The organism is Sphingosinicella sp., assembly GCF_052388015.1.
Taxonomy (GTDB): domain Bacteria; phylum Pseudomonadota; class Alphaproteobacteria; order Sphingomonadales; family Sphingomonadaceae; genus Allosphingosinicella.
Genome location: NZ_JBQTIN010000163.1, coordinates 1 through 12,449, shown reverse-complemented (window position 1 = coordinate 12,449; position 12,449 = coordinate 1). Strand labels below are relative to the sequence as shown.

Annotated in this window: 11 protein-coding genes; 4 read left to right on the top strand and 7 right to left on the bottom strand. The window is 67.4% G+C overall.

From position 1 onward, the window contains the following. Positions 1 to 69 precede the first annotated feature (69 nt). The 4 genes from ACT4N3_RS13160 to ACT4N3_RS13145 are packed head-to-tail and all read left to right on the top strand — an operon-like array spanning position 70 to position 4,992. Entirely contained in the window at positions 70 to 1,608 is a 1,539-nt protein-coding gene (locus ACT4N3_RS13160; RefSeq protein WP_444855702.1) for a peptide MFS transporter, read from the top strand. Continuing rightward, a complete protein-coding gene (locus ACT4N3_RS13155; RefSeq protein WP_444855680.1) occupies positions 1,605 to 2,996 on the top strand; it encodes an amidohydrolase in 1,392 nt (463 codons plus the stop codon). Before ACT4N3_RS13160 ends, ACT4N3_RS13155 begins: the two co-directional genes overlap by 4 nt. Further along, a complete protein-coding gene (locus ACT4N3_RS13150) occupies positions 2,993 to 4,300 on the top strand; it encodes an amidohydrolase family protein (RefSeq protein ID WP_444855679.1) in 1,308 nt (435 codons plus the stop codon). The genes ACT4N3_RS13155 and ACT4N3_RS13150 overlap by 4 nt, the downstream gene beginning before the upstream one ends. Then, on the top strand, positions 4,297 to 4,992 hold the full coding sequence (locus tag ACT4N3_RS13145; protein ID WP_444855678.1) for an NnrU family protein: 696 nt from the start codon (positions 4,297 to 4,299) through the stop codon (positions 4,990 to 4,992). Before ACT4N3_RS13150 ends, ACT4N3_RS13145 begins: the two co-directional genes overlap by 4 nt. Positions 4,993 to 5,001: 9 nt before the next feature. On the opposite strand, the gene ACT4N3_RS13140 is transcribed toward ACT4N3_RS13145, so the two are convergent. The 7 genes from ACT4N3_RS13140 to ACT4N3_RS13110 all read right to left on the bottom strand — a co-directional run bounded on the left by ACT4N3_RS13140 (position 5,002) and on the right by ACT4N3_RS13110 (position 12,381). Then, positions 5,002 to 6,543, bottom strand: a complete 1,542-nt coding sequence (locus tag ACT4N3_RS13140) for a putative bifunctional diguanylate cyclase/phosphodiesterase (RefSeq protein WP_444855677.1) — start codon at positions 6,541 to 6,543, stop codon at positions 5,002 to 5,004. 72 nt (positions 6,544 to 6,615) lie between these two features. Beyond that, positions 6,616 to 8,061: an L-piperidine-6-carboxylate dehydrogenase gene (gene amaB, locus ACT4N3_RS13135; protein WP_444855676.1), complete on the bottom strand. Its 1,446-nt coding sequence runs from the start codon at positions 8,059 to 8,061 to the stop codon at positions 6,616 to 6,618. Continuing rightward, positions 8,058 to 8,870, bottom strand: coding sequence for a DUF72 domain-containing protein (locus ACT4N3_RS13130; protein WP_444855701.1), 813 nt, complete (start codon positions 8,868 to 8,870; stop codon positions 8,058 to 8,060). Before ACT4N3_RS13130 ends, amaB begins: the two co-directional genes overlap by 4 nt. A gap of 35 nt (positions 8,871 to 8,905) precedes the next feature. Next, entirely contained in the window at positions 8,906 to 9,613 is a 708-nt protein-coding gene (locus ACT4N3_RS13125) for a 2OG-Fe(II) oxygenase (RefSeq protein ID WP_444855675.1), read from the bottom strand. After that, positions 9,610 to 10,131, bottom strand: a complete 522-nt coding sequence (locus tag ACT4N3_RS13120) for a methylated-DNA--[protein]-cysteine S-methyltransferase (RefSeq protein WP_444855674.1) — start codon at positions 10,129 to 10,131, stop codon at positions 9,610 to 9,612. The genes ACT4N3_RS13125 and ACT4N3_RS13120 overlap by 4 nt, the downstream gene beginning before the upstream one ends. A 102-nt stretch (positions 10,132 to 10,233) precedes the next feature. Continuing rightward, positions 10,234 to 10,674: a GIY-YIG nuclease family protein gene (locus ACT4N3_RS13115; protein WP_444855673.1), complete on the bottom strand. Its 441-nt coding sequence runs from the start codon at positions 10,672 to 10,674 to the stop codon at positions 10,234 to 10,236. Between the two features lie 963 nt (positions 10,675 to 11,637). After that, on the bottom strand, positions 11,638 to 12,381 hold the full coding sequence (locus ACT4N3_RS13110) for a thiamine pyrophosphate-dependent enzyme (protein ID WP_444855672.1): 744 nt from the start codon (positions 12,379 to 12,381) through the stop codon (positions 11,638 to 11,640). Between the last annotated feature and the right edge of the window lie 68 nt (positions 12,382 to 12,449).

Below are 12,449 nucleotides of genomic sequence, written 5' to 3'. Positions count from 1 at the left end.
GTGGACGCCGCCCAACTCATTCCTTTGATCGCCGCCATCTTCCTCGGAGCCCTGCTGATCGGCGGCGCGATGATCGCGATGAGCCCGAAGCCGGAATTCGCCGGCCACCCGAAGGGCCTCTACGTCCTGTTCTTCGCCGAAATGTGGGAGCGCTTCTCCTATTACGGCATGCGGGCGCTGCTGATCTTCTACCTGACCCAGCACTGGCTGTTCTCGGACAGCCGATCGAACCTGATCTACGGCGCCTATACCAGCCTCGTTTACATCACCCCGGTGCTCGGCGGTTATCTCGCCGACCGCTGGCTCGGCCAGCGCAAGGCGGTGCTGTTCGGCGCTATCCTGCTGACCTTCGGCCACTTCCTGATGGCGTTCGAGGGCACGACGGGCGGCCAGAACGATCCTGCGATCAACGTCTTCTGGCTCGCCCTCGCCTTCATCATCGTCGGCTCTGGCTTCCTCAAGGCCAACATTTCGGTGATCGTCGGCCAGCTCTATCCGCGCACCGACGTCCGCCGCGACGGCGCCTATACGATTTTCTACATGGGCATTAACGTCGGCGCCGCGATCGGCACGATCCTCGCCGGCTGGCTCGGCCAGACCTATGGCTGGCGCTACGGCTTCGGCGCCGCAGGCGTCGGCATGCTGCTCGGCCTCTTCGTGTTCATCATCGGCCGGCCGCTGCTGCTGGGCAAGGGCGAGGCGCGGCAGGCGCTTGCGAAGAGCACCGAATGGACCCTCTACGGCGTCGGCGTCGCCGCGGTCGCGGTGATCTGGGCGCTCGTCCAGTATCAGGGCGTCATCCAGAACCTGCTGATCGTCTCCGGCGTCGGCCTGCTGCTCTACGTCCTCTACGAGAGCTTCAAGCTGGAGCCGCACGCGCGCGACAGGATGTTCGCGATCCTCTTCCTGATCGCGCTCAACCCGGTCTTCTGGGGCCTGTTCGAGCAGGCTGGCGGCTCGCTCAACCTCTATACCGACCGCTATGTCGACCGGGCCGGCGTCCCCGCCTCGCTGTTCCAGTCGATCAACCCGATCTACATCGTGCTGCTCGGCCCGATCTTCGCCGGCCTCTGGGTCTGGCTGGGGCGGCGGGGGCTGGAGCCTTCCGCGCCGGCCAAGTTCGGCCTCGCCCTTGCGCAGGTCGGGCTCTCCTTCCTCGTCTTCGTCTGGGGCGCCCAGGCAATGGGCGTCGGCGCGATGACGCCGGTCTTCTTCGTCTTCCTGATCTATTTCCTGCAGACCACCGGCGAGCTCTGCCTCTCCCCCGTCGGCCTCTCGGCGATGAACCGGCTCGCGCCGAGCTTCCTCGCCAGCCTGATCATGGGCGCCTGGTTCTACATGACCGCGGTCGGCAATTTCGTCGCCGGCAAGATCGGCGAGGCGACCGGCGGCCATGACGGCGCCATGACCCAGGAGGGCACGCTCCACGTCTACAATACCATCGGTTGGATCACGATGGCGATCGCGGCGGTCGTGCTGGCCGTCTCGCCGCTGATCAGGCGGCTGATGCACCTCGACACGCTGAAGGACGATCAGATCCCCGGCCAGGAAGAGATCGGGGAGCCGCAGGCCGCCGGCACCCACCCCGCGCCGGAGGGCGCGCGTTGAGGGCGGGTGCGGTCGCGGCCGTCGCCGCGCTCACCCTCCTCTTCGGCTGCGCCAACCAGCAAACGCCGCCGCCGGCAGCGCCAGCCGCCGCGCCCGCGCCGCCGCGCGTGACCGATCCCTATCCCTCCACCTACCGCCCTTATGGCGGCGTTCCGACCGCGATCACCGGCGCGACGATCTTCGACGGCGAGGGCGGCCGGATCGAGAACGGCACGATCGTCATGGCCGAGGGCCGCATCGTCGCGGTCGGCGGGCCGGACACGCCGATCCCCGACGGCGCGACCCGGATCGACGGCCGCGGCCGCTGGGTGACGCCGGGCGTGATCGATGTCCATTCGCATCTCGGCGACTATCCCAGCCCGCAGGTCGCCGCCCATCAGGACGGCAACGAGGCGACCAACCCGGTCCGCTCCGAGGTCTGGGCCGAGCACAGCGTCTGGCCGCAGGATCCGGGCTTCTCCCGCGCCCTCGCCAATGGCGGCGTGACCACGCTGCAGGTGCTGCCCGGCTCGGCGAACCTGTTCGGCGGCCGCGGCGTCACCTTGCGCAATGTGCCGGCGCGCACGATGCAGGCGATGCGCTTCCCCGGGGCGCCGCGCGGCCTCAAGCTGGCCTGCGGCGAGAACCCGGCGCGCGTCTATGGCGGCCGCAACCAGATGCCGTCCACCCGGATGGGCAATGTCGCGGTGATGCGCGCGACCTGGCAGCGGGCGGTCGAGTATCGCGCCCGGCTGCGCCGAGACGCCACCACGCCGCGCGACTTCCAGCTCGACACGCTGGTCGAGGCGATGGACGGCAACATCCTGGTCCACAACCATTGCTACCGCGCCGACGAGATGGCGATCATGCTCGATATGGCGCGCGAATTCGGCTTCCGCATCGCCAGCTTCCACCACGCGGTCGAGGCCTACAAGATCGGCGACCTGCTGCGCGAGAACGGCACCTGCGCCGCGATGTGGTCCGACTGGTGGGGCTTCAAGATGGAATCCTACGACGCGGTCAACGAGAACATTCCGCTGGTCCACAATGCCGGCGCCTGCGCCATCGTCCATTCGGACGACGCCAACGGCATCCAGCGCCTGAACCAGGAGGCGGCAAAGGCGCTCGCCGACGGGCGGCGAATGGGGATCAATATTTCCGACGAAGTCGCCTGGCGCTGGCTGGCGATCAACCCCGCCACGGCGCTCGGCATCGCCGAGCAAACCGGCTCGCTGCGACCGGGCAAGCGCGCCGACGTGGTGCTGTGGAACGGCAATCCGCTCAGCGTCTACACCCGCCCGCAGCAGGTCTGGATCGATGGCGCGATGATGTACGACATGAACAACCCGCGGCTGCGGCCGGTGAGCGATTTCGAGCTCGGCCAGCCCGGCGAAGGAGACGTGCATTGAGACGCCTCGCCGCCCTGCTGGCGGGAATCGCCGCCCTGGCCGCCGCACCCGCCGCCGCCCAAACCGTCGCGATCACCGGGGGTCGGGTCGTGATCGGGGACGGCTCGCCGCCGATTGACGGCGGCACCGTTCTCATCCGCGACGGCCGGGTCGTTGCGGCCGGGGCGAACGTCGCCGTGCCCGCCAACGCCGAGCGTATCGATGCCAACGGCCGCTGGGTGACGCCCGGCGTCGTCGCCGGCTTTTCGCGAATCGGCATCGTCGAGGTCGATGCCGTTGATCCAAGCAACGACTCCTCGGCGAACAACTCGCCGTTCAACGCCGCGATCGACGTCACGCCGGCGATCAATCCCCAGGCCTCGTCGATCGCGGTCAGCCGCGCCGCCGGAGTCACCCGCGCAATCGTCTCGCCCGCCACCGGCCGCTCGATCTTCGCGGGCCAGGGCGCGGTGATCGATCTCGGCGGCGACATGAACGCGGTCACCCGGCCGCGCCTGTTCCAATATGTCGAGCTTGGCGAATCCGGCGCCGGCACCGCCGGCGGCAGCCGCGCCGCGGCCCATGTCATGCTGCGCAACGCGCTCCGGGAAGCGCGCGAGGAAGCGGCGGGCCGGCGAGGCGACAATCCGCAACTGACCCGCGCCGACGCGCTGGCCCTGCTCCCGGTGGTGCGCGGCGAGCAGATGCTGCTCGTCCATGTCGAGCGGGCGAGCGACATCCTCCAGGTCATCGCGCTACGGCGCGAAATCCCCGCGCTGCGGATCGCCATCGTCGGCGCGACCGAGGGCTGGCGGGTGGCGCGGGAGCTGGCAGAATCGCGTGTGTCGGTGATCGCCAATGCACTCAACGATCTGCCGGCCAGCTTCGAGCAGCTCGCCGCCACCCAGTCCAATATCGGCCGGATGGTCGCCGCCGGCGTGAACGTCTCGATCGGCATGCTGAACGACGACGAGGCGCGCCAGGTGCGCCTCTCGACCCAATATGCCGGCAATCTGGTCGCGATCACCCGCGTGCCCGGCCATACCGGCCTCAGCTGGGACCAGGCCTTCGCGGCGATCAGCTCCGGCCCCGCCGAAGCGGTCGGGCTCGGCAATGAGATCGGCTCGCTCCGGCCCGGCCGGCGCGCCGATGTGGTGATCTGGGACGGCGATCCGCTCGAGCTCGCAACCGGCGTCGAAGCGGTCTGGATCGACGGCGTCCGTCAGAGCCTGGAGAACCGGCAGACGCGCCTGCGCGACCGCTATCGCCAGCCGCAGGAAGGCGCCCTGCCCCACGCCTACACGCCGCGGACGCCGCAGCCGTGAGTCCGACGGCCAGCCTCGCGCTTGCGACGCTGGCCTTTGTCGGAACCCACCTCGCCATGTCGCACCCGCTGCGGCCGGCTTTGGTCGCACGGCTCGGCGAGGTCGGTTTCTTGGGCGCTTATTCGCTGATCTCGTTCGCGATGCTGGGCTGGATGATCCTTGCCTGGCGCACGACCCCGCCGACGGCGCCGCTCTGGATCGCGCCGTCATGGTGGTGGCCGATAGCCTCCGGCGTGATGCTGTTCGCGAGCATCCTGCTGGTCGGCTCGCTGCGCGGCAACCCGGCTTTTCCCCACCCGGGCGCCGGCCGGCGCGACACTCCGCCACCGCGCGGCGTGTTCGCCATCACCCGCCACCCGATGAACACGAGCTTCATCCTGTGGGCCTTGGTCCACATCTCGCTGTCCGGCAGCACGCGCAACCTGATCGTTGCCGGCGGCATTCTCGCGTTAGCGGTGCTCGGCACGCTCGGTCAGGACCGCAAGAAGGCGCGGCTGCTCGGCGACACTTGGCGCGAGTGGCAGAGGCGCACATCGATCCTGCCGTTCGCGGCGCTGGCCAACGGCGCACTTCGCTGGCGCAACGCCTTTCCGGGCTGGATCGCATTGGTCGGCGGCACGGCCCTATGGGCTCTGATCACGTCCTACCATGCTCCGATGGTATCGCCGCTCGGTGATCTGCTGAGCCGTTAAGCGGCCCGCTCAGGCGGCGTTGGAGATGCGCTCGCCGCGCGGGTCGGCCAGATAGGTTTCGAGCTGGTCGGCGGTCATCGCCTGGGAATAAAGATGACCCTGAACGGCGTCGCAGCCGGCCTCGAGCGCGATCTGCTCCTCGTCCTCGCTCGACACGCCCTCGGCGACCACGTCGAGGTTCATCGCATGGCCGAGCGTCACCGCGGCGCGGATGATCGCGACGCTCTGGTCGCGCGCCGCGACGTCGATGAACGAACGGTCGAGCTTGATCTTGTCGACCGGGAATTTGCGCAGGCAGGACAGCGACGAATAGCCGGTGCCGAAATCGTCGAGGACGATGCGGAAGCCGTCGCGGCGCAGCGTCTCGATCGCCTCGGCGCAGAGCGCGCCATGCTCGATGAACAGGCTCTCGGTGATCTCCAGCTCCATTTGGCCGGGCTCGACCTTTTCCTCGGCCGCTATGCGCTTGAGCGTCGCGGGCAGGCCCGGCTTGCGGAACTGGAGCGGCGACAGGTTGACCGCGACCGCGAGGTCCGGCCAGCGTTGCGCCATCCGGCACGCCTGGCGGAAGCTCAACAGGCCCAGCTCCTCGATGACGCCGCATTCCTCGGCGATCGGCACGATCTCATTGGGGTTGAGCTGGCCAAGCAGCGGGTGCGGCCAGCGGAGCAGGCCTTCCAGCCCGATCACGGCGCCACGCGCGCCGATCACCGGCTGATAGTGAAGCTCCAGCCCCGGCTTTTCCGCGGCCAGTTCATTGCGCAGGCTGAGCTCGATCTGGTCGCGGCGTTGGACGTCGGCGTCCATCGCCTCGGTGAAGATGCGGAAGCAGTCGCGGCCGGCCGCCTTGGCGCGGTACATCGTGATATCCGCCTTGCGCATCAGCTCCGATGCTTCCGAGACTTCCTTGTTGGCGAACACGGCGCCGATGCTGACCCCGACGCGGGCCTCGCGCTCGCCGATCTCGAACGGCGCGCGGATGACGCCAATGATCCGCTCGCAGAGCCGGCGCACGTCGGCCTCGCCCTTGGGGCTGACCTGGACGATGGCGAACTCGTCGCCCCCGATCCGGGCGACGGTGTCGGTCTCGCGGACCAGAGCGCGCAGCCGCTCGCCGACCTCGATAACGAGCTGATCGCCGGCATTGTGGCCGAGCGTGTCATTGACCTGCTTGAAGCGGTCGAGATCGAGCATCAGCAGCGCGACCTGCTCGCCAGAGCGGCGATAGCGGGTCAGCGCCTGATCGAGCCGGTCCTCCAGCAACGCGCGGTTGGCGAGGCCGGTTAGCTGATCGTGCAGCGCCTGGTGCTGTGCGGCGGCCTGGCGGCTCTCCAGCTCCTGCACGAGATCGAACAGCGAGCGATAGAGAAAGGACATGACGAGGATGACGGCGACGGCCGACGTCAACGCGATCGGCCAGATCGCGCTGAACAGCTCATAGCCCGACTGCGTGCCGTCCTTGACGATGCTGACCGTGGCGAAATTGGTCAGGACGATCGTCGCGACCGCGGCCGCCACAATCGGAGGACCGACCTTGCGCGAATAACCCACGTGCGTCTCCCCTCGGGAACGGGGGAAATAGCAGAGTAGCGGTTAACAAAATGATGAGGGATGGTGTCGAAACTAATTCGGATCGGGCAGTGAGAAATCCACGCCCTGGGCGAGCGGCAAAGCGCGGCCATAGTTAATCGTGTTCGTGGCGCGGCGCATGTAAGCGCGCCAGGCGTCCGAGCCGCTCTCGCGCCCGCCGCCCGTCTCCTTCTCGCCGCCGAACGCGCCGCCGATCTCGGCCCCCGACGGGCCGATATTGACGTTCGCGATACCGCAATCCGAGCCGGCCGCGGAGAGAAACAGCTCGGCCTCCCGCAAATCGTTGGTGAAGATCGACGAGGAGAGGCCCTGCGGAACCGCGTTCTGGCGCGCGATCGCCTCATCCAGGGCGCCGTAGCGGGTAACGTAAAGGATCGGCGCGAAGGTCTCGTGCTCGCTGACCGGCGTCTGGCCCCGCAGCTCGACCAAAGCGGGCCGGACATAGAGGCCGTCGAGCGACTCGCCGCCGTGAATGACGCCGCCCTCCTCGCGCGCCTGCCTCAGCGCCGCCTGCATGGCATCGAGCGCGTGGCGATCGATCAGCGGACCGACCAATGTTCCGGTGGCCAGCGGATCGCCGATCGAAACGCCGGCCCAGATCCGTTTCAGCCGGCCCAGCAACGCATCGTAGATCGACTCATGCACGATCAGCCGGCGCAGAGTCGTGCAACGCTGCCCGGCCGTGCCCATCGCGGCGAAAGCGATGGCGCGCTCGGCGAGGTCGAGATCGGCCGAGGGCGCGACGATCATCGCATTGTTGCCGCCCAGCTCGAGCAAGGCGCGCCCGAAACGCGCGGCGACGCGGGGCGCCAGCTCCCGGCCCATCCGGGTCGAGCCGGTGGCCGAGACGAGCGGCACGCGCGGATCGTCAGCCAGCGCCTCGCCGACCTCGCGACCGCCCTGCACCACTTCCAGCAGCCCCGCCGGGGCATCGCCGAATCTTGCCGCCGCCCGTGCGAACAGAGCCGCGACCGCCTCGGCGCAAAGCGGCGTCTTTTCGGACGGCTTCCAGACCACGCTGTCGCCACAGACGAAGGCGAGGCAGGCGTTCCAGGCCCAGACCGCGACCGGAAAATTGAACGCCGAGATCACGCCCACGACGCCGAGCGGATGCCAGCTCTCCATCATCCGGTGATCGGGCCGCTCGGTGGCGATGGTCAGGCCGTAGAGCTGCCGCGACAGGCCGACGGCGAAGTCGCAAATGTCGATCATCTCCTGGACCTCGCCGAGCCCCTCGGAAAGGATCTTGCCGCATTCCTGGCTGACCAGCCGGCCCAGCGCCTCCTTTTCGGCGCGCAATTCCTCGCCGAGCAGGCGGACAAGCTCGCCGCGCCGCGGCGCCGGTACGTCGCGCCAGGCGAGGAAGGCGTCGTGCGCGCGCCCGATCGCCGCGGCGACATCGTCGCGGCTCACAGCGCGGACGCGGCCAAGCTCGCGGCCGTCGATCGGGCTGAAGGACGGGAGTTCGCCGCCGCTCATCGCGTCCGTTCGATCAGCGCCAAAGCGGCGAGCGGGTTGCGCACCTTGGCGCCGCTGATCACGAAGGCGAAGACATCGCGCGGCTTCGTCTCGGCCCGCGCGTCGCTGACATAATCGAGGCCCGCGGGGCTCTTGCCGTCCGCCCAGTCGCGCGCCGCGGTCGCCCAGCGATCGAGCTCCGCCGGGGCGTAGCCTGTCACCTCATCCTCGCGCGTCGTCTGCAGCCGCGCATAGACGAAATCGGCGGTGAGATCGGCGATCTGCGGATAGGTCTCATGTTCGGCCATCACGATCGCGACACTGGCCGCCCGCGCCATCGCGACGAAGGCTTTGTCCTTGAAGCTCTCGTGCCGCGGCTCGATCGCGTGGCGGAGCGTGACGCCATCCTGCCGCGCCGGCAGCAAAGCGAGGAAATCCCGGATCTCGTCGGGATTGAACTTCTTGCTGTTGGCCAGCTGCCACAGGATCGGGCCCAATTTATCGCCGAGTTCGGTGAATCCCTGCGCGCAGAACCTTCCGATCGATTCAGCCGCGTCGCCGAGGTTCTTGCGGTTGGTGGCGTAGCGCGACGCCTTGAGCGCGAATTTGAAGCCGTCCGGCACCGCCTGGCCCCAGCGCTCGAACAAGGCCGGCGATTGCAGCTTGTAATAGGTCGCGTTGATCTCGGTCCCGGTCAGCTTCGAGGAGGCATATTCGAGCTGCTTCGTCTTCGCGAGCCCTTCCGGATAGAAGGTCCCGCGCCAGGGATCGAAATCCCAGCCGCCGACGCCGATATGGATCGCTCCTGCCGCGGTGATGACCGCCTCCATCTGTCGGGTGCGCTTGGCCTTTGCCTTGGTCCAGATCAAGCCGCGTCGTGAAAAATGATCCCGAGCGTGTGGCGGCGGCCGGAGCGCACGGTGGCGACGCCATGCCGCATGCGCACCCGATAGTCGCCGCGCGCGGCCTTCACCGGCCGATCGTTGACCGCGAAGATCAGGGCATCGCCCTTCGTCAGCGGCGCCACGTCGGCGCGCGATTGCATGCGCGGGCGTTGCTCGGTGAGGACGAATTCGCCGCCGGTAAAATCCGCATCGGGCTTCGACAGCAGGATCGCGACCTGAAGTGGAAAGACGTGCGCGCCGTACAGATCCTGGTGCAGGCAATTATAGTCGCCCGCGCCATAGCGGAGGAGCAGCGGCGTCGGCCGCTCCTGCCCCGCCGCGTGGCAGCAGTCGAGATATGCAGCGATATCGTCCGGGAATCGCGCCTCCAGCCCCATCCGCTCGTGCCAGCGATTGGCGATCGGCGCGAGCCGCGGGTAGAGCGCGCCGCGCAGCGCGGCGACCAAAGGCGGCAACGGATAGGAGAAATAGCGATACTCCCCGCGTCCGAAGCCGTGCCGCGCCATGACGACGCGGCTGCGAAAGCCCCGCTCCGCGTCATAGAGCGCGGCGGTCGCGTCGCATTCGTCGGCCGTCAGCAGGCCCGGCGCGATCGCCCAGCCGCTCCGGTCCAGATTCGCGGCCACCGCCGTCCAGTCGATCCGCGCCACGCGAGACGCGATGGTCATGCTGCGGCTTCCAGAGCGAGCAGCCGCCGCTTGCGGCGGACGCCCCAGCGATAGCCGGAGATCGTGCCGTCGGTCTTGACGACCCGATGGCACGGGATCGCCACCGCCAGCACATTGGCCGCACAGGCCGCGCCGACCTCCTGCGCCGTCGCCGGTATCGGCAGCGCCTTCGCCACCTGACCGTAGGTGACGGTCTCTCCGGCGGGAACGGCGGTCAGCCGGCTCCAGACCGCGCGCTCCAAAGCGGACCCGCGAATGTCGAGCGGCAGATCGAGCCGGCTTCCCGGCGCATCGAGAAAAGCGCGGACCTTGGCGAGGGTGTCGTCAAGCGCCACCTCCTCAAATTGCGTCGCGGGAAAGCTCGTCTCGAGCTCGGCCAGCAATGCGGCCCTGCTGTTGCCCAGCTGGAGGGCGACAAGGCCCCGGTCGCTCAAAGCGACGAGAAAGACGCCCAGCGCGCACTCGCCAAAGCCGAAGCGCAGCATCTCCGTCGCAAGCGGAATGTTCGGTGCAGTCATGACAAAATCTCCTCATTGCGTGGAGATCCATAGCGTCCTGACGATGCACGACACTCCGCGGCTTGCGTTGAAACCAAAGCTGGCTGGGTCACCTAAGAGACTTCAGAAATGCCTTTTCGCGAAAGCCCGTCCCGACCCGGACTTCAAATATTTCTCAAAGGCAAAAGCCTTCGCTCGGTCTTCGAACCCGATCTGAACGACCACCTGCCAGGGACCGTGGATCGAAGTGTGGCGCGAGCCGGACTCCGACTGCCCTGCATTATGCCTGCGCACACGGTCGAGCACATCATCCGTGCAACCGATGTAATAGCGTTCCGGGCGCGCTAGGCTTTGCAGAATATAGACGTTCTGCATTTTTACGGTGGTCCACCTCCGCCGAGGCTCCGGCGGGACAGCCTTCGCGTGCTGCACCCAAACGTCAATGCTGGCTTGCCCGGCCGTAGCTTGCGCAGCAAGCGAAGGCTGGCTGGGGCGGCAGGATTCGAACCTGCGAATGCCGGTACCAAAAACCAGCTGCCGTTCTTTCGGCCAACCGAAATCCATGGATTTCCATGGACTTAAACACTCTACCATCGCCGTTTTCGCGGTCAAGGAAAAATCGGGACACAAATCGGTACACAAAACGACGGGTTCCGAGCCTCTTGAAGGACCCGTTCTTTCACCTATTTCCCAGGCATGTCAGGACGGTCGCCGAACAAGCGCGGCCTATAAGTCGCCCGCGGCGATGCGCGGGCTGAACCGCCGAAGACGCGCGGCCGCTGACCTCCGTCGCGATTGCATCTGCAATCGCGGTTGAGGTTCGGTCGCATCGCCCGACCTCCATTGATGAGTCGGGAGTTACAAATGGCAAGAAGACTGCGAATTCCAGGCACGGCCTATGGCCGGATGTTGGTCTGGGACGGGGAATATCACGAAATCGGCGTCCGAGTTCTGGATCGGGATGACCCGCCGGGCACACGCTGGCAGGTCCAGTGCCGAGTCCAGAGGGCGGCCAGCTTTGGCGCCAACCGCAGGCTGTCCGATGCCGCCGCCTTTCGGCGGCGATGGCACAGATTTCCCGTCCGGCGGCGCGCGCTCGCCAGGCGCTTCATGATCGAGATCGAGCCACTGGTCGTCGCGAAGCTCGTGAGGGTCGAGCTCGACGGAGAGCGCGTCCCGCTCCGCGGGGCTCGCCGTCGCTCACCACAAGGCACGTGAATCCAGCCATTTCGAGACGTCAGCCAGCCTGAAGCGGGGGCAGCGGCGGAACTTGTTTCCGCCGCTGCTAGCTCGAATTCTCATTGACTGGTCGCGGACAGGCGGCAGCGCAGCGAACGTATTGTCTCTGCGGGCGGTCCATCCGGAAGTCATCGAGCCAGGAATCTTGCCTTAGGACAGCCCCTTCGGCGCCGTCCTCTAAAATGCCGAATTCTTCCGCTAGCTCCAATGGCCCGCCGCGATATTTGGGCAAATTGACGCGGAATCGCCCAGTTCCCGCTCGCGGTTTGAGGCCGGCATCGGGGGATGTCACTTCCCCCGGAGCGACAATAAACCTTCCTTCGCCTTTGCAATCCCGAACCGAACCGCCTGCGCCAGATCGAAATGCGGCATGGTCGGCAGTTCCTCCGGATCCACGATGACGTGGAGCAAGGCAGGGCCCGAAACCGACAGCATCGCGCGCATCGCCGGCTCCAGTTCCTCTGGCACGCGCGCGCTGAAGCCCTCGGCTCCGCAGGCGTGCGCGAAGGCCGCGAAATCCATGTTCGGGAAACCGGCGCCGGCCGTCGCAGGAAGGCCTGCGCCTTCCATCTCGATGTGCACAAGCCCCCATCCCGAATTGTCGTAGACGACCACCTTCACCGGCAGCTTGTGCTCGACTGCGGTCATGAACTCCCCCGCGAGCATGGTGAAGCCGCCGTCGCCCACCTGGAGTATGACCTGCCGGTCGCGGTCGAGCGCCTGCACTCCGTTGGCGATACCCATTCCGGTTCCGACCGCCGCATTGCCGAAAGAGCCGGTGATCCTCTGGCTGCCCCTCTGCCGGAGCCAGTTCGCCGCCCACAACGTCACTTCGCCTGTGTCGACGACGAAGACGGCATTGTCGTCGGCCAGATCGCTCGCCAGCCGCGCCACCGCCTGAGGATGGAGCTTGTCCCCTCCGCGCGACAGGCTGGCTTTCTCATCCAGCATCCCGTCCCATTCTATTCGCGCGGCGTTCGTCTTCGCCATCAAGCGATCGTCGGTCCGCTGGCGCACGCGATCGAGCAGCATGACAAGCGCGGGCCTTACCGAACCGACGATCCCGAGGCTGATGGCGGTTCGCCGGCCGAGGACCGGTG